This window comes from Chryseobacterium sp. Leaf201 (genome assembly GCF_001421435.1).
In the GTDB taxonomy this organism is placed as follows: Bacteria; Bacteroidota; Bacteroidia; order Flavobacteriales; family Weeksellaceae; genus Chryseobacterium.
The window spans coordinates 72,554-89,548 of the sequence record NZ_LMKA01000112.1 but is presented as its reverse complement, the minus strand read 5'-3'; the positions used below and the strand labels follow the sequence as shown (position 1 = coordinate 89,548).

Below are 16,995 nucleotides of genomic sequence, written 5' to 3'. Positions count from 1 at the left end.
ATCCGATATGAACGCTCCAGACCAGATCAAGCCAGACAGACTGCTGTCCGTACTTTTCCATTCCCCCAACGCAACAGCGGTATATACAGGCGATGATATGAGGATCATCAGTGCCAATGATGCTATGCTGAAATTCTGGGGCAAAGACAGGAGTGTAGTGGGAAAAGACCTGTTGAGTGCCATCCCCGAACTTCATGATCAGCCTTTCCATGATATTTTACAGGAAGTATGGCGCTCAGGGGAAACTTTTACCGCCAAAGATTACCCGGCCGTACTGAAGGTAGATGGAGTGCTCCGCAAATTTTATTTTGATTTTGAATACAAGGCGATTACCGATGAAAGCGGAAAAACCGAGTTTATTCTGAATACGGCATCTGAAGTTACAGAAAGGAACCGCGCCCTGAGAATGGTGGAAGAAAAGTCCAGGTCTGAACAGGGCCTGATCAATAATCTTTCGGCCCTGAATGAAGAATACCTGACCACCAATGAAGACCTGATCTCCAAACATGAAGAGCTCTTCGCCACAAACGTTGAACTCCGCCAGGCCAGAATGGAACTCCTGACTGCCAACCATACCCTTACTGAAAATGAAAAACGCTTTAAAACCCTGGTTGAAAAAGCACCTGTAGCCATGGCATCCGTAAGCGGCGGGAATTTTGAAGTGAATATTGCAAACGATATGGTGCTCCAGGTATGGAATAAAGACCGTTCCATCATAGGCATGCCTCTGGAAGAAGCAGTTCCCGAACTGAAAGGACAGCCTTTTATGGAGATGCTTGCCGGCGTGTATGCAACAGGAAAGCCTTATGAAGGAAAAGAGATCAAAGCCATGATAGAGTACAACGGGAAACTCAGTGAGCGGTACCTGAATTTTGCGTATCAGCCGATACAGGATGAACACAGGAAAAGTATTTCTATCCTTATCGTGGCCAGTGATGTGACCGAGCAGGTAAAAGCCCGTGAATCTGTCATTGAAATCAAAAACCGCCTGGAAATTGCACTGGATGCCGGAAGACTTGGTTATACCGAAGTTAATCTTGCCACAGGAGCTATGGAAAGCACCGCTCAGTTTAAATATAATTTCGGATATCTTTCTGATGAAGAGTTTAATTTTTCTAATCTTTTTACAGCGATACTTCCAGAATATAGGGAGCCCGTAATGCATCAGGTAAGAGAAGCGGTAAAAACAAAAGGGATATATAAAGCAGAATATCCCGTACAGTGGAAAAATGATTCTATCCACTGGCTGCAGTCCTATGGCCGTCCGAGATATGATGAAAATGGCATGGCAGACAGGATTGTAGGAATGACGGTTGATATCACGGATAAAAAACTGGCCGAACAGCGTAAAGACGACTTCCTGAGTGTGGCCAGCCATGAACTGAAAACACCGCTTACCGCTGTAAAAGCATCCATACAGCTTCTGAACCGCATCAAGGAACTGCCGTATTCCCAGACCCATGTGAAACTTATTGAACAGTCTGATAAAGGCATCCAGAAAATGGGCATGCTGATTGATGACCTCTTAAATATGAGCAAGCTGGGACAGGACCAACTGATGCTGGAATATAATACCTTTAACCTGCATGCTATGCTGAAAAACTGCAGCCATGTAACGCATGACGGCCATTACCATGTAGTTTTAAAAGGTGATGAATCTCTTGAAATAGATGCGGATGAACACAGGATTGAGCAGGTAGTGATCAACCTCGTCAACAATGCAGTAAAATATGCAAAAGATTCCGGGGAGATCCATATTCTTACGGAGTTATCCGGTGATGATGTGAAAATTTCCGTGCAGGATTTCGGCGATGGCATTGCAGAATCTGTGGTTCCCCACCTGTTTGAACGCTATTTCCGTGCTGACCATTCAGGAAAATCATATTCCGGTTTAGGGCTTGGGTTGTATATCTGTTCGGAAATCATCAGGAAACATTCAGGTAAAATAGGAGTAGACAGCAAAATAGGAGAAGGAAGCACCTTTTGGTTCACCATTCCGAAAACAGGCCGGAAAAAATCTTAATGATTATCATTTAACTGCAGGCATTAAAATAAAAAAACAGCTGTCGGTGAACAGCTGTTTGCATCTGTAAATTCATTATACCTTATTCTTTCAGGATTTTCTGAGTAACCGGTTTGTTGTTAACAGTTCCGGTAACAATATAGCTTCCTTTCTGCAGTTCTGAAATATTTAAAGTTTCATTGGCTTTTACAGAAGAAGCTTTAATCAATTGGCCCGAAGGCGAATAAATCTTAACATCTTTTACCGCTGACCCGAATACAATTTCATTGTTTTTTACCAGAGAATTCATGATAAAGCTGTTTTGAGGAGAATTGTTGTAAAGATCTTCCACGGCCAGTGTTCCTGCCTGAGGAGAAGCAAGGGCAATGGTAAAGTCAACTGCATTATTATTGCTGTCCCCGGAAACCCTTGTGATGGAGTTTAATATCGTTGGGGAAGGTGCTGCCCCGGAACCTTCATACTGATCTGCCAGTCCGTAGCCTACAAAATCAAGGGCGTTGGATGCAAAAGGCCCTGTAACCTGTGTGGTACTGCTTGCGAGCGCCACTTTCCCGGAAGTAAATCCGATGCTCAGTCCTGTTCCCACAGTAGGGTTGGATCCGTTAAAATTAAGTACGACATTCACCACTAGATTGGGATTGACAAGATTAAGGATTCCCCCGCCGTCTGAACCTTCCTGGATCAGATACGTCTGTCCGGGAGCCAGGGTAATGTTCGGCAGGGTGTGGTACTGGGTAAATGCACCGGAAGCAGGCCCGTACTGTATGGTGGCACCGGTGAGTGTAGATGTTAAAGATCCGATGTTCTTCAGTTCTATGAAATCATTGGTCAGTGTGGCCCCTAAAATTCCACCTCCCGTATAAATTTCATTGATGACAATCTGGGCATTGGAAAATGCAGCTATCGAAACAAGTCCGATAAAAGTAAATACTTTTTTCATAATGATAATATTTGGTGATTTGATTAATCGTAATGCAAAATATGTACCTAATTCACAATCATATGATATATTATTTATTAAATGAATTGATCTGATAAAATATGATAGATTAATAGAATAACAACTTACCATTGTCAGGTCATAAGACAAACTTATTTAATACCTTAAATTTGTTAGGTTTCAGTAAAGATCTTCATTTTCAATTTTCATTTCTCTATTCGTCTCAAAAACAGGATGCTTCGGTATGGATTTCGTTGCTTTTTAAAGACCAGATTAAATTATTGATATGAAAATACAAACCTTAGGAGCCCTGTGGTTCTCCATGATGTGTGCAGGCATTCATGCGCAGTCTCTGCAGTCGCCGGACGGAAAATTTGAGATGAATTTCCAGCTGAAGCAGGGCGTTCCGTATTACAGTTTAAAATACAAAAGAACGGTAGTGGTGGAAGATTCAAAACTCGGACTGAGACTTTTTAAAGATGTTTCCGTTCCCTTTGCCGCCGAAATAGCAAGGCCCGGAAACGGTGAAAATGATCTGAACAGCGGATTTACCAAAGCTGATGAAAAGAGGGATGCTAAAAATGAAACCTGGCAGCCGGTGCTGGGAGAGAAGAAAAATTACATCAACCATTATAATGAACTGGCTGTTACGCTCCATCAGGCTTCTACCGACAGAAATATTATTGTTAAATTCAGGCTGTTTAATGACAGGTTAGGTTTCAGGTATGAATTCCCACAGCAGAAAAACCTGAACTATTTCGTGATCCGTGAAGAAGATTCTGAAATTGATTTTCCTACGGACATGAAAGCCTGGTGGATCGTGGCTGATTATGATTCCCAGGAATACCAGCCGCAGACCACAAAAATTTCCGAAATCCCCAGACGCTGGGATCAGGCATTCGATAAACATTCCTCACAGACCCTGATTAAAAATGCCGTACAGTCTCCTCTGCTGCTTAAAAAAGAAGGCAAGGAACCTTTATATATTAATGTAGCGGAAGCTGCAGTCCTTAATTATCCTGCCTCCCATTTAGAAGTTGATGCACAGAATTTCAGGTTCAAGACCCACCTGACGCCTGATAAGCAGGGAGCTAAAGGGTACATCCAGACTTCATCGGTTTCCCCGTGGCGTACCATTATTGTATCGCCGAAAGCAGAAGAAGTGCTGGACTCAAAAATGCTTTTCAACCTGAACGAACCCACAAAATATACCGATACTTCTTACATTCATCCCACCAAATACATGGGCGTCTGGTGGGAAATGATCATCGGAAAATCCAAATGGGCCTACTCTACAGCCAACAATGTCCATATTGGGGAAACCGATTTTACCAAACTTACACCCAACGGAAATCATGCGGCCAACAACACCAAAGTAAAGGAATACATTGATTTCGCTGCTGAAAACGGCTTCGACGGCCTTTTGGTTGAAGGCTGGAATATAGGCTGGGAAGACTGGATCGGGCACCATAAGGAATTTGTATTCGATTTTATCACGCCATACCCGGATTTCGATATCAAAATGCTGAATGAATATGCACATTCAAAAGGGATCAAGCTGATCATGCACCACGAAACTTCTGCTTCCGCCACCAATTATGAAAGATGGGCAGACGAAGCTTTTCAGCTGATGAATAAATACGGATATGATGCTGTAAAAACAGGATATGTAGGTGATATGATCCCGAGAGGGGAACACCATTATTCACAATGGAGCATCAACCACTATTACAGGATTGCAGAAAAAGCCAACAAGTATAAAATCATGGTGAACTCCCATGAATCCGTACGGCCGGGCGGTGAAAGCCGTACCTATCCGAACTGGGTTTCTGCAGAAGCAGCCCGAGGAACGGAACATGAAGTTTTCAAGGGCAATAACCCGGATCATCAGACCATTCTTCCGTTTACAAGGTGGATCGGAGGTTCTATGGATTACACGCCGGGAATTTTTCAGACTAAAATGGATTATTATTTTCCCGGTGATAAACGGTTTGTGCAGACCACGCTGGCTAAGCAGCTGGCGCTGTATGTTGTCATGTATATGCCGCTTCAGATGGCTGCCGATTTACCGGAAAATTATAGGAAACACATGGATGCTTTTCAGTTTATCAAGGATGTAGCGGCAGACTGGGACGATACTAAAATCCTGTCAGCGGAGCCCGGAGATTATATCATAACGGCCAGAAAAGCCAAAGGAACAGAAAACTGGTTCGTGGGCGGAATTACTGATGAAAACAAACGGGACTATACGGTAGATTTTTCATTCCTGGACAAAGGGAAAAAGTATGAAGCCATCATTTATGAAGACGGAAAGGATGCAGATTATATCAGCAATCCTCAAAGTTATCATATATACCATAAAACCGTTACCAGCAAATCCAGGATCAGCTTTAAAATGGAGAGAAGCGGCGGGTTTGCCATCAGTATAAAGCCGAAGAATTAAAATCGTATTTATTCTGAATCAATAACAAAACAATACTCCGGCTGTCCAAGGACAGCCGGAGTATTGTTTATCTGGAATCGTATTGATCATTTATTTTAATGATGCCTTACACCTTTCTGATGATAATTAACGTCTCTGTTTACAGACTGGTAATTTTTAGAAAGGTTTTCTGAAGAATTGTTGTAAGCATTTAAAGAAGAACTGTTCTGCTCCGGTATAGGCTTACTGAAGCGTACTTCTTTACCGTTTTTATACGCTTTGTTATCAGCGGTACGGTACAGCTGGTTTTCTTTATAGGTATTCCCGTCAGGAGCAGTGAATGTTTTCACCTTGTTTTTCTTCCTGTTTCTTAAGCCCCAGATTAATGTTCCCGTGCCTAATAAGGCCAATGCTAATTTTATCTTGCTGTTCATAATATATTATTTTAAATAAGTAATTGTTCTTTTTATTTATATAGTTAAATAATGGGTATTCAAGGATTATGGCTGTCCGCTTCCTCCCGCGGCTCCGTAAATCTGCCCTGAAGAAAAACTGGCATCATTGGCAGCCAGCTGTACAAAAATGGAAGCCAGCTCGGCAGGCTGTCCCGGCCTTCCCAAAGGTGTATCGCCCCCGAATTTCACCAGGTTTTCCTGGGTCTGCCCGCCGCTTACTTCCAGTGCCGTCCATACCGGTCCGGGAGATACGCCGTTTACCCGTATTCCTTTCGGGCCCAGCTGCTTGGCAAGCGATTTTACATAACTGGTGGTCGCTGCTTTGGTCTGTGCGTAATCATACAGGTTTTCAGAAGGGTCATAGGCCTGAACGGATGAAAGCCCGATGATGGATGATCCCGGCTTCAGGTGGGGAAGTGCAGCTTTTGTAATCCAGAACGGTGCATATATGTTGGTTTTCATGGTTCTGTCAAATGCTTCAGTACTGATGTCTAGAATGGATTCATTGGTTTTCTGGTGTCCTGCATTGTTGATCAGGATATCCAGTCCGCCAAGCTGCTGTACAGCCTGTGAAACCAGTTTTTTACAGAATTCCTCATCTCTGATATCACCCGGAATGGCAACTGCCTTACGCCCTGCCTTTCGGATCAGTTCAATTACTTCTGCCGCATCAGATTCTTCTTCAGGAAGGTAGTTGATGGCCACATCGGCACCTTCTCGGGCGTACGCAATGGCTGCTGCACGGCCGATCCCGGAATCTCCGCCGGTAATTAAAGCTTTTCTTCCCATCAGTCTTCCGGATCCGATATAACTTTTTTCGCCATGGTCTGGTACCGGATCCATTTTACTGGCTAATCCGGGGAATGGCTGAAACTGACTTTTAAAAGGAGGCCTCGGATATTTGGTAGTGGGATCGGTAAGATCCGGACCGGTAGTGTTTCGTACTTTTTGATTCTGCGACTGTGCCAGGGTACTCGGAGCAACAGCAGCAACAGCAAGGGTCGCTGCTATTTTTCCAATCGCATTTCTTCTTGTGATTGTTTTTTCCATAATATTAAACTTTGTGGTGTGGTAGGCCGTATGTACAGCCGTTACAGTATCATAGCAATGAACATTCCAAGCTTGGAATATCCTGTATTTTTTTAAAGGAAATATGATTTAATCCCTGGAATTTTATCGCGAAAACTTATCTGTATATAAATAATAATGAAGCTTCGGCGACGGCGGCAAGATAGTTGCTGAATTTAACTACCAAACTACTATAGATATGAGTCTACCGTTAACTGAAGAACCTGAAACAGTGCATGAAAGCGATCAGCTGAATCATTTTCTTGAAGATGTTCTTACAGGCCTCCGCAGCAATCCCAAACATTTATCTTCCAAATATTTTTACGATAAAACCGGAGACGGACTGTTTCAGAAGATCATGGCCATGCCTGAATATTACCTTACCCGATGCGAGTTGGATATTTTCCGGAATAAAACCGAAGATCTTGCCCATCTTATTAATGCATATGGCAGCCCTTTTGACCTTATTGAGCTGGGAGCAGGCGATGCGATGAAATCTACTTTTCTCCTGAGGCATCTCACTGAAAAAGGAGCCGACTTTACCTATATGCCGATTGATATATCCGGCAATATCTTATCAGTACTTGAAGAAAACCTGAACAAAGAACTGCCTGAACTTAATATGATCCCGTTGGAAGGGGAGTATTTTGAAATGCTTAAAAAAGCATCGGCAATGTCATCCAGGCGGAAAGTCATTTTGTTTCTCGGAGGCAATATCGGCAATATGAGCAGTCAGGAAGCAGAAGGTTTCTGCAGGGAATTACATCACCTTTCAGATCCGGAAGATATTCTTTTAGTGGGTTTTGATTTAAAGAAAAATCCTCATACGGTTTTAAACGCCTATAATGACCCGAGCGGCATCACGGCAGCCTTCAACCTGAATCTTCTTTCCAGGATCAACCGCGAGCTGGAAGGTAATTTCAATCCGGATTATTTTCAGCATTACGCAACCTATGATCCCGTAAGCGGATCCTGCCGGAGCTTTCTGGTAAGCCTGGTTAAACAGGAAGTGGTGATTGCCGGTGAAAAAATCATGTTTGAAGAAAATGAAATCATTGATATGGAAGTGTCACAGAAATTTTCAATGGATGAAATCCATCACCTGGCAGAGCATACAGGCTTTAAGGTAGCAGGAGAAATTAAAGATTCCAAAAACTGGTTTGTTGACAGTATCTGGAAAAAGGATCATCTTAAAACTGATGTTTATGGAAACTAATATAATAACGAATGCCCTGGTTAAACGGTTTCAGGATATCCGCCGGCATTCGGCAGCGATCTGTGCGCCGCTGGAAATTGAAGATTATGTGGTGCAGCCTGTAGTGGATGTCAGTCCTCCCAAATGGCATCTCGGACATACGACCTGGTTTTTTGAGACTTTTATCCTTCAGCAGTATGATCCTTCCTATAAGGTATTTGACCCTCAATATAATTTTGTGTTCAACAGTTATTATGAAACCATCGGTGCCCGTGTAATCCGTACGGACCGTGGGAACCTGAGCCGGCCTTCGGTTGCGGATGTTTACCGGTACAGGAAATATGTGGATGAGAAAATGGCTGAGTTCCTGGAAAGCGAGTATATGACCGAAGCTGTTGAGCCCTTGCTTGAACTCGGGCTTAACCATGAGCAGCAGCACCAGGAACTGCTCATGACGGATATCAAATATATTCTGGGGCATAATCCCTTGTTTCCCGTATATAAGCCTGATGAAAAGAGGCGTATGAAAAGCGTGCAGGAAGACCGTGAAATGCTGTCTTTTTCCGCAGGAATCTATGAAATCGGGTTTTCCGGTACAGGATTCTGTTTTGATAATGAGCTCGGTAGGCATAAAGTCTATGTGGATGATTTCAGGATCGCAGAACATCCGGTTACCAATGGTGAATACATGGAGTTTATAGAAGCTGGCGGATACACCGATTTCAGGTTCTGGCATGCTGACGGCTGGAACTGGGTAAACGAAAAGAATATGATCTCTCCATTATACTGGCATTATATTGACGGAACATGGATGATGTACACTTTAAGCGGTTTACAGGAAGTAAACCCAGATGAGGAACTCTGTCACGTAAGTTTTTATGAAGCTTCTGCCTATGCATCCTGGAAAGGCATGCGTCTTCCTACAGAACAGGAATGGGAAATTGCTTCCCCGAATTTTAAATGGGGCAAACGCTGGGAGTGGACCAACAGTGCCTACCTTCCTTATCCGGGATTTAAAAAAGAAGCGGGAGCAGTAGGAGAGTATAACGGGAAATTTATGGTAAATCAGATGGTTTTACGCGGTGCCTCTGAAGCAACCCCCAAAGGACACAGCAGGCACACCTACCGGAACTTTTTTCCGGCAGACCTTCAATGGCAGTTCTCGGGAATCAGGCTCGCGAAATAATTGATGCTTTCTTTACTTCCTGATTCTATTTAAATATGAAAGAAAATAAACCCAGTTACCTGAATTTCAATGTAGAGGATTATCCCTGGAAACCCGATATTGATTACCGTGCTCACCCTGAGCTGTACCGTGTGGGGAAAGGAGAGCAGGGTGTTTTGATCTGTGAACCGTATAAAAGTGAAATAGGGCCGCACTGGCGTTTCAAAAACATAGAGATTGCAGAGGAAAGCTCGGAAAAGATTTTCGGGATGTTCAGGCAGTATGTTAAAGATCATGATTTTGTAGGCGCAGACATGGCCAGGAAATACCTGCAGATGGGTTATACCCGGGCGCGGAGGTACTGCAATTATAAAGGAGGCAAAAAGTATGACAAGGAAAATGAATATAAACCTTTGGAAAGGGGAACCGGCGATCCTGAAAAGGCCGCATCAGCAGCAATTTTTTATGACAAGTGGAAAGAAGCGGAAGCCGACAGCCAATATGCCCGGATGAAAAAGGAATGGAAGAAAAATAAAGGCTGAGAGGCTATGGTCTGCATATTAATATTTTAAAACGATACAGATTAATCTACATAATAAAAATATTCTTTTATGATAATTTTAGGATATTTTATAATCAGAATCATAAAATAATAAGTTTAGCACATGTTTTGATTTAGAGAACATATCTAATATTTTTAAAAAGGAACAAAGATCTGATCCTCGTCATAATCCGAAGATGACAGTCAATCAAATTATATCCGTTTTTAACAATTCATTAGTGCATGGTGAGGAGTGAAAAACAGCAATAATGAATACCGATGACAACAATAACAACCTTATTTTCAGATCCTGAACTTTATTCTTTACTTATTAAGAAAGATAGGGAAGGTTTTGATTATCTGTATGATAAATATTGCGGCCTGCTGTATGGCCTTACCTTACAGTCTTCATGCCTGAAAGAATATTCAGATGAAATTATTGAACTTACCTTTATCAATATTTATAATTCAATACATCTGTTCCAAAATCAGGAAATAAAGCTCAATATTTGGATGATATCTGTTCTGATAAAAACCACCAAAGATTATCTGGATTCAAAAAACATCAGCTATACTTTTATAAACGGGAATTTTCCGCTGTTCAGCTTTAAGCTGCCGGAAGAAAAAACAGTTCCTGTACATCATTATCTGGTACCGGCTTTATAATTTAAGCTTAGAAAAAATTCATCAAAAAAGGCATTCCAGTATCAGTAGCGCACATTCTGCTTATTCATTCATCAATACAAATAAAAATCTAAAGTAAAACAGCACTGACAGAAAGTTTGGCTGAAATTATAAAACACGAATGTACGGAATGAAGCATTCCGTAGCGGTATTATATTTTAAAAGGGTAATCAGTAAATTAACTGTTCAATAAATTATTGATTTTAAGGATGATGTCATCAAGATCAAAAGGTTTGGCAACAAAGTCATTAGCTCCGGCATCAGCGGCAATATCACTGCCGTCTACACTGGCAGATAAAACAATGACAGGCATATCCTTTATTCCTTCAGTATTGCGGATCATTTTGAGCACCTGGTCGCCGGAAAGAAGAGGCATCCAGAGATCCAGCAGGATAAGATCAGGCGTATTGCTTTGAATCTGTTTGATCAGGTTGGTACTGTTGATTTCTGTAAGAACTGTAAATCCTTCTGTTTCAAGGAGCATCTGTAACACATCCAGTATGCCCTGATCGTCATCACAGACGATGATCTTTTTGCTATTCATTTTCAATTTTCATCATTTTTCATTATAGGTAGCGTAAAGCTGAAGGTTGATCCTTCGCCCACTTCGCTTTCTACCCAAAGTGTTCCGTTATGGTTAACAACAATTTCGTGTGAGATGTAGAGGCCGATACCAAGCCCCGGAAATTTTTTCTGGATATCCCTTGCCCGGAAAAACCTTTCGAAAATTTTTGCTTTGTCCTGGGCATTGATGCCCATTCCGTAGTCTTTCACCGAAATCTTCACAAAATTACCTACCCTGTTGATATACACCTCAACTTTATCTGAACCGGGAGAGTATTTAATGGCATTGGAAATCAGATTATTGATTACCTGTGAAATCTGCAGCTCATCCCCTAAAACAGTTGATTCCGTACTTCCGATTAAAGAAATCCTATGGTTGGGAGCGGCCAGTGATAAATTTTCTACCGTATCGGTAATGGTTTTATCAATTTTAAACGGCTCTTTGTGAAGTTCTATGTTGCCCGACTGTATTTTAGAAGTATCCAGAAGATCTGAGATCAGGATATTCAAGCGGTCTACATATACCGACACCTTATCAAGCGTAGTGGTGTATTTTTCAGAAGAACCTTCAGGCGCCATCCTCTGAAGAAGCTGGATCAGCCCTTTAATGGTTGTAAGCGGTGTTTTAAGCTCATGGCTCGCTATGGAAAGGAAATCATCTTTCCGGCGGTCAATTTCTTTTTTCTCCGTGATATCTTCTATGGCAATTAATATCCTGTCCTTATACTGTCCCTCGAATTCAATGCGGTAGGCATTTACCAGCATTACTTTTTTACCGATATACGGGAAATTGTGTTCCACCTCATAATCGATCACCGGATTGTTGGTAGGGAGGATCTTCGTCAGAAGTTCTTTTAAAGGCCCGATGTTCCACTGGTGGTTTCCAAGTTCAAATAAAATTTTTCCTACGGTATCTTCCGAGGTAACTTTAAACGAGTTTAAAAAATGATTATTGGCACTCAGTACTTTATAATCTGAATCCAATACGAGAAGGCTCTCTCTTACGGTCTGGATGATACTTGAAAGGAAAACTTCTTTTTCTACAAGTTCCTTGGTACGTTCCTTGATTTTTCTTTCAACTGAAGATTTTTCTTCACGCAGTTCATGCTCAGATCTCTTGCGCTCGGTGATGTCATTCTGGACACCGATAAAGTGTGTAACTTTACCTTCTTTGTTTTTAACAGGTGAAATAAAAAGTTCATTCCAGAACAGATGCCCGTTCTTTTTATAATTCCTGATCTCCACGCGGCATTCATTCCCTTTGAAGATACATTCTTTAAGAAAATTCCTTTCGGGCTGTGAGCGGTCCTGGGCCTGGAGAAAACGGCAGTTATGTCCTATGATCTCATCATAAGAATAACCCGTCATGGTTTCAAATGCCTTGTTACAGTAAATAATGGGATTGTCAGGCTGGGTGTTATCGGTAATGATAATCCCGCAGTTAGCTGAATTCAGCGCCTGAATATAAATGTCAATATTATTGTCCATCATACTGTAGCTGTGTTGTAATGCTTTCAAATTGTACTGTTATTGTTGACATTGATCTGCAAATATGAGAAAAAGCACAAAATTTTGCAAATCTGTATATCGAATACTTCATACACAAATAGCATGCCTATACTATGATTTATATGCAATAATTAATTAATCTGTTTAATATCATTATGTTAAGGTAATTTTATCAGGTATGAATTTACACCGCCTCTTTTGCCGGCAGGGTAAACCAGAAGCGGCTGCCTTCGCCTAAAGTGCTTTCAACCCCTATGTCCCCTTCATGGCGTTTAATAATTTCAGAAGAAATATACAGCCCCAGCCCGAGGCCTGAATACTTTTTACCCTGATGGTTCGCCCTGTAATAACGGTCAAAGATAAAAGGCTGGATGGCAGGGTCAATACCGTCGCCGTTATCCTTTACGCTGACCTTTACCAGACCGTTGTCAACAGTTTCTATAAACAGGTAGATATCTCTGGAATTCGGTGCATATTTAACGGCATTGTTCACAAAGTTCACCACTACCTGCTCAATCCTGTTCTCATCTGCAAAAACAGAAGCTTCACGGTCCCCGTCTATTACAAGGTTATATTTCCCGATGAACCGGATGTCATTGCAGCAGTTATCCAGCATTTTGGAAACATTGAATATTTCTTTCTTGAGTTCGAGCTGCCCTTCACTGATGCGGTGCATATTCAGGAGGTCGTCTACGAGGGCATTCAGTTTCTTCATACTGCCCGCAGCCTGGTCAATAAGCCGCGGAACCATCTCATGGCCCGGATTTCCTTTCATCCTTGTAAGAAGCTGGATGGTTGCTTTTAAGCTCGTAATAGGTGTTTTAAGTTCATGGCTTGCAATCCCCAGAAAATCATCTTTCTGTACTTCGTAATTTTTTCTTTTGGTAATATCTATGGTAACCCCGTTCATATTTGCGGGGTTTCCTTCGCTGTCATAACCTGGCAGTCCTGATGCACTCATCCAGTGCAGAGAACCATCCGGCCACCTGATCATGTATTCTGCATGATAGGGCAGTGCATTCTTCACAGAACTGTTAACTTCTTTTTTTACATATTCCCTGTATTCCGGCAGGATGCTGTTCATCAGGTCATCAAAATTAAAGGGATCTTCATTGGCAACGCCGTAATTGGCCTTACAGATCTCCGAGCAGCTCATGATACCTGTTTTGAGATCCAGATTATAGGATCCGAGCCTGCCTGCATGCAGGGCAATCTGAAGCTGCTGGTTCAGTTCTTCCAGTCTTTTCTTTTTATTGATACGGTAGGTAACTTCATTGGCAATCACTATAATGGCTACAGTTTCCCCGTGTTCATTTTTAAGCGGCTCATAGATAAAGTCGAAATAGCAGTCATTGATAATTCCTTCGTATTCCAGCTTTACATGGGCAGTGTCACCTGTGTAAGCATTACCTGAGGTAAAAACACCGTCAAGTATACTGAGATAAGGCTGGCCTTCCAGTTCAGGCAGGGCTTTTGCAAGCGGCATGCCGATAACGGAGCCGGTCTTGCCCCATACCTTGAGAATCATATCATTGGCTACCTCTATCATCAGTTCTCTTCCGGCAAGGATACCGAATGCAACAGGCGCTTTGCTGATAAATGATTTCAGGCGCTGTTCGCTGTTTTTAAGGCTGGTATTCAGTAAAACCGTGAGATCATAAGATTTGCTCAGTTCATTGTTTACTTTGTTGAGCTCATCATTGGTGGCTTCCATTTCCATATTGAACTCAGCCAGTTCATGTACCGCCTGTTCCAGATTTTTCCGGGTTTTGTTCAACTGGCTATTAACCTGTTTTACCTCATCTATGGTATCCAAAGAAGATCTCCGGAGTTCTATATGATCCATGGCTGTTCTGGCAAGGCCTTCAAGGATCAACCTTTCCGCATCACTGAATAATCTTGATTTTTGGTCGATGATACACAATGTACCGATAAGAAATCCGTCATGCGTAATCAGCGGTGCTCCTGCGTAAAAACGCAGTCCGAAATCTCCGGTTACATTGGGGTTGGCAATCAGGCAGGGCTCTTTCAGGGCATCTTCAAATACCGTTACCTTTTCGTCCATTACCGCAAGGGCACAAAGGCTTTTCCCTCTGTTGGCGCGGGTCGCTTTACCCATTCCTACGTTTGCTTTAAAAAATACGGATTCGGCATCTACCAGCGAGAGCAATGATACCGGTGTGTTAAAAATCTGTGCAGCAAGCCTGGCAATACCGTCAAAGCTTTCTTCTGAAGGAGTGTCGGTAATCCGGTAGCGTTTCAAAGCATCAAGACGGCCTGCCTCATTTTCAGGCACGATATTTATTCCAAAAGTATTTTCAATCATAGTGTTTTTCTAATAGATAAGGAAAAGGTTGCGCTAATAGATACAGTAAAGGTATTATAAAAAAAATAAAAAAGTGGTACCTCGCAAAATTTATACATTCTTATGTGGTTAAAAAACGCTGTCCCGGAAACATGTTATTAAGGTATTTCCGGGGCTCAGATTACCGGTCATCAGTAAGTTTTTTAATCATTCCGTTAAACAGATACGCATGAAACGGAAGTACGGAATACCAGTAGAGCCTGCCCATCAGACCTACAGGCCTGAAAGTGGCTTCCTGGATCAGCTTTCCGTTTTCGATTTTAAAATCCAGCCATGCTTCACCCGGCATTTTCATTTCAGCAAAAAGCAGCAGCCTTTTGTCTTCCTTGCTGGCATACAGTACCCTCCAGAAGTCTACGCTGTCCCCGGCATTCACCGTAGCCGAATTTTTACGGCCTCTCTTCAGTCCCACACCGCCGAAGAGCTTATCCAGTATTCCCCGTATACTCCAGAGGTGATTGGCATAATACCATCCGTTTTTCCCTCCGATCCCGAAGATTTTGCTTAAGGTCTTTTTTTCATCTTTCACTTCATGCGTCCTTCTGTCTTTAAAAACACCCTTGCTCGGAACCTCTAAAAATTCCCATACATTTTTGGTATAGCGGTAATTCCCGAATGAGTCATACCAGGTAGACAGCACTTCGTTCTGTTCAATTTTATCAAAGCTCAGTTTAAGGCTTTCCTGATAAGTGAGGAGTTTTACATTAAGCTTTTTTGCCAGGTCGTTATCTTCAGCCACTACATTAATGGTCATGCTGTCGACGAGGTTTTTTGCCAAAGCATAAGAGGTTGAAGTAATAAAATACAGCCAGTAGGAAGATAATTTAGGGCTGAGGAAGGGGACGGAAATAATCATTCTTTTCAGCTTGCGCTCACGGGCAAACATGAGCAGCATTTCTTTATAGGAAAGCACATCCGGGCCTGCAATATCAAAGTGTTTGTTATAGGTAAACGGTTTGTGCATAACGCCGGTGAGAAGTTCAATAACATTTCTGATGGCAATGGGCTGGCAGAGTGTCTTCAGCCATTTCGGAGCAACCATCACCGGCAGTTTTTCCACCAGGTCACGGATGATTTCAAAGGATGCCGATCCGGATCCGATGATAATCCCTGCACGGAGCACGGTAAGGCTGTAGCTGGGAGATTTCAGTTCCTCTTCAACATCTTTCCGCGACTGGAGGTGCTTGGAAAGTTTATCTTCATTCACAATTCCCGTAAGGTAAATCACCTGTTGGCAGGAAGTCTTTTCAATGGTCTCGGAGAAATTCCGGGCAGATATTTTTTCCGCTTTGCTGAAGTCTGCATTGGAAGACATGGAGTGGATAAGATAATATGCCGCATCAATATCTTTTTCTATGGGCGTAAGGGTTTTGGAATCATTGTAATCATGTTCAACAATGCTCAGCTTATCCTGGTAATTCTGATACATTGAAGTATCAAACCTTTTTTTATCACGTACCGAACAGATGACTTCATGCCCATCACTTAAAAGCTGGATAAGCAGTCTTTTTCCGATGTATCCCGTTGCTCCTGTAAGAAATATTTTCATCCTGTGTTTTTTATTATGTTTTTGCCGGTATTTTATTTTTTAATTGCTACCCGGATGCATTGAAAGTTTACAAAACTGATACCATACGGGAAACTTTTTTCATTTTACCCCCTGATTTTTTTAAAAATGGTCTGTTTTATGCTAAGAGAATAATAAGCAGGTAAATGAGTACCTGATTTCACTGCCACTAACACCACAAAATTATATAATATGAAAGAATCTACTCAATGGGACAGCCCCTCAACGATGAATAAGGAAATCGAACGTCAGAAAGCGATTAAAGTTCTTGAGAAAGCCAAAATGATCAGCCGGAAAGTTGTGTTCCTGCCTAAAGGAGCCAGCGGAAGCCTTAAGCAGAATAATTTATTTTAGTTTTTGATTCCTTTTATGAATAATAAGCTACTTCGGTAGCTTTTTTTGTAGGCAAAAAGCAGAGGTTATAAACTTTCCCGACAAGTATATTTAACCGCTTCAGCATCAATTTCAGGACAGTTTTATTATCAAATAAAGCATTT

The 16,995-nt window shown here is 42.0% G+C and carries 14 protein-coding genes; 7 read left to right on the top strand and 7 right to left on the bottom strand.

Annotated elements, in window-relative coordinates:
* Positions 1–7: 7 nt before the first annotated feature.
* Complete coding sequence (locus ASE55_RS16940) at positions 8–2,023, top strand: ATP-binding protein (protein WP_056222410.1); 2,016 nt, start codon at positions 8–10, stop codon at positions 2,021–2,023.
* Between the two features lie 82 nt (positions 2,024–2,105).
* On the opposite strand, the gene ASE55_RS16935 is transcribed toward ASE55_RS16940, so the two are convergent.
* Complete coding sequence (locus ASE55_RS16935; RefSeq protein ID WP_056222407.1) at positions 2,106–2,963, bottom strand: lamin tail domain-containing protein; 858 nt, start codon at positions 2,961–2,963, stop codon at positions 2,106–2,108.
* Between the two features lie 286 nt (positions 2,964–3,249).
* On the opposite strand from ASE55_RS16935, the gene ASE55_RS16930 reads away from it, so the two are divergent.
* Positions 3,250–5,406: a glycoside hydrolase family 97 protein gene (locus tag ASE55_RS16930; RefSeq protein WP_056222402.1), complete on the top strand. Its 2,157-nt coding sequence runs from the start codon at positions 3,250–3,252 to the stop codon at positions 5,404–5,406.
* 95 nt (positions 5,407–5,501) lie between these two features.
* Here the strand turns inward: ASE55_RS16930 and ASE55_RS16925 are convergent, their stop codons facing one another.
* Together ASE55_RS16925 and ASE55_RS16920 are read right to left on the bottom strand one after the other, a co-directional pair.
* Positions 5,502–5,819: a hypothetical protein gene (locus ASE55_RS16925; RefSeq protein ID WP_056222399.1), complete on the bottom strand. Its 318-nt coding sequence runs from the start codon at positions 5,817–5,819 to the stop codon at positions 5,502–5,504.
* 66 nt (positions 5,820–5,885) lie between these two features.
* Positions 5,886–6,890, bottom strand: a complete 1,005-nt coding sequence (locus ASE55_RS16920) for an SDR family oxidoreductase (RefSeq protein ID WP_056222396.1) — start codon at positions 6,888–6,890, stop codon at positions 5,886–5,888.
* A 217-nt stretch (positions 6,891–7,107) separates the two neighbouring features.
* On the opposite strand from ASE55_RS16920, the gene egtD reads away from it, so the two are divergent.
* The 4 genes from egtD to ASE55_RS16900 all read left to right on the top strand — a co-directional run bounded on the left by egtD (position 7,108) and on the right by ASE55_RS16900 (position 10,475).
* A complete protein-coding gene (egtD, locus tag ASE55_RS16915) occupies positions 7,108–8,124 on the top strand; it encodes an L-histidine N(alpha)-methyltransferase (RefSeq protein ID WP_056222393.1) in 1,017 nt (338 codons plus the stop codon).
* A complete protein-coding gene (egtB, locus tag ASE55_RS16910; RefSeq protein WP_056222464.1) occupies positions 8,114–9,289 on the top strand; it encodes an ergothioneine biosynthesis protein EgtB in 1,176 nt (391 codons plus the stop codon). The genes egtD and egtB overlap by 11 nt, the downstream gene beginning before the upstream one ends.
* Before the next feature lie 35 nt (positions 9,290–9,324).
* Positions 9,325–9,810, top strand: coding sequence for a DUF4385 domain-containing protein (locus ASE55_RS16905; RefSeq protein WP_056222391.1), 486 nt, complete (start codon positions 9,325–9,327; stop codon positions 9,808–9,810).
* A 278-nt stretch (positions 9,811–10,088) separates the two neighbouring features.
* Complete coding sequence (locus ASE55_RS16900; protein ID WP_056222388.1) at positions 10,089–10,475, top strand: hypothetical protein; 387 nt, start codon at positions 10,089–10,091, stop codon at positions 10,473–10,475.
* A 196-nt stretch (positions 10,476–10,671) separates the two neighbouring features.
* On the opposite strand, the gene ASE55_RS16895 is transcribed toward ASE55_RS16900, so the two are convergent.
* From ASE55_RS16895 to ASE55_RS16880, 4 genes are all read right to left on the bottom strand, one after another.
* A complete protein-coding gene (locus ASE55_RS16895; protein WP_056222385.1) occupies positions 10,672–11,037 on the bottom strand; it encodes a response regulator transcription factor in 366 nt (121 codons plus the stop codon).
* Positions 11,038–11,039: 2 nt separating this feature from the next.
* Positions 11,040–12,575 (bottom strand): PAS domain-containing sensor histidine kinase, encoded by a 1,536-nt coding sequence (locus ASE55_RS16890; protein WP_202967116.1) that lies wholly within the window; start codon positions 12,573–12,575, stop codon positions 11,040–11,042.
* A gap of 175 nt (positions 12,576–12,750) precedes the next feature.
* A complete protein-coding gene (locus ASE55_RS16885) occupies positions 12,751–14,892 on the bottom strand; it encodes an ATP-binding protein (RefSeq protein WP_056222381.1) in 2,142 nt (713 codons plus the stop codon).
* Positions 14,893–15,052: 160 nt separating this feature from the next.
* Complete coding sequence (locus ASE55_RS16880) at positions 15,053–16,480, bottom strand: SDR family oxidoreductase (RefSeq protein WP_056222377.1); 1,428 nt, start codon at positions 16,478–16,480, stop codon at positions 15,053–15,055.
* Positions 16,481–16,690: 210 nt separating this feature from the next.
* Here ASE55_RS16880 and ASE55_RS20370 point away from each other — a divergent pair, with 210 nt between their 5' ends.
* Positions 16,691–16,852, top strand: coding sequence for a hypothetical protein (locus ASE55_RS20370; protein ID WP_157844664.1), 162 nt, complete (start codon positions 16,691–16,693; stop codon positions 16,850–16,852).
* Positions 16,853–16,995: the final 143 nt, after the last annotated feature.